The 1,111-nt window shown below is 74.6% G+C and carries 2 protein-coding genes; both read right to left on the bottom strand.

What is annotated here, in order from left to right; all coding sequences use genetic code 11:
- Window positions 1-911, bottom strand: a 911-nt coding sequence (locus G3I65_RS40070; RefSeq protein WP_203612645.1) for a beta-ketoacyl synthase N-terminal-like domain-containing protein, incomplete at its 3' end; no start/stop codon positions are given.
- On the bottom strand, window positions 904-1,111 hold a 208-nt coding region (locus G3I65_RS40065), incomplete at its 5' end, for a hypothetical protein (RefSeq protein ID WP_160700694.1). The genes G3I65_RS40070 and G3I65_RS40065, both read right to left, overlap by 8 nt.

Genomic DNA, 1,111 nt, shown 5'->3' with positions numbered 1-1,111 from the left:
GCGGTCAGGCCGTTGGACGCGCCGTCGGAGTTCACCGCCGAGCCGCGCACCACGGCCAGCACCGGGTGCCCGAGGCGACGGGCGTCGGAAAGCCGTTCCAGCAGCAGGACACCGGCGCCCTCGGCGAAGCCGGTGCCGTCGGCGCCCGCGCCGAACGCCTTGCAGCGCCCGTCGGCGGAAAGCCCGCGCTGGCGCGAGAATTCGACGAACACCGACGGCGTCGCGAGCACCGTCGCCCCGCCCGCGAGCGCGAGCGTGCACTCGCCGCGGCGCAGCGCCTGCACCGCCAGGTGCACGGCGACCAGCGACGACGAGCACGCGGTGTCCAGCGTCAACGCCGGGCCTTCGAAGCCGAACGTGTAAGCGATCCGGCCCGACGCCAGCGAGCCGGACGTGCCCATCAGCACCCGGCCGGCGAGGTCGGCGTCGGCCGCGCCGGTGCCGTAGTCGGCGTACATCGTGCCGGCGAACACGCCGGTCCGGCTGCCGCGCAACGACCGCGGGTCGATGCCCGCGCGTTCGATGGCCTCCCAGGACAGTTCGAGCAGGAGCCGGTGCTGCGGGTCGGTGACCTCGGCGGCGGCCGGGGACATGCCGAAGAACCCGGCGTCGAACGCGCCCGGCTCGGCGAGGAACCCGCCGTGCCGGGTGCTGGAGTGCCCCGGTTCGTCCGGCCGGTGCAGGCTTTCGACGTCCCAGCCGCGGTCGCCGGGGAACTCGGTGATGGCGTCGACGCCGCCGTCGAGCAGCCGCCAGAGGTCCTCGGGCGTCGTGACGCCGCCGGGGTACCGGCAGCCGGTGCCGACGACGGCGATCGGCTCCTCGGCGGCGCGCAGCTTCTCGCGGGCCTGGTGCAGTTCGAGAGTGACCCAGCGGAGGTTCTCCAGCACGCGGTCGTCGTGCTCAGCCATGGTTGCCCAGCTCCTTGGAGATGAAGTCGAGTAGTTCGTCGGCCGAAGCGGTGCGCAGGTGCTGCGCCGGGTCGTCGGGTTCGGGATCGGGCCGCCGCAGCCGCGCGCCCAGGGCGTCGAGCCGCGCCAGCACCGTGGCGAGCACGGCCTCGTCGACGTCGGCGAGGGCGTGCTCGAGGCGGTCGACGTGGTCGAGCGCC

The organism is Amycolatopsis sp. SID8362, assembly GCF_010550475.1.
Classification (GTDB): domain Bacteria; phylum Actinomycetota; class Actinomycetes; order Mycobacteriales; family Pseudonocardiaceae; genus Amycolatopsis; species Amycolatopsis eburnea.
Note: the sequence above shows the minus strand (reverse complement) of the source record. Positions and strands in the feature narration are given on the sequence as shown.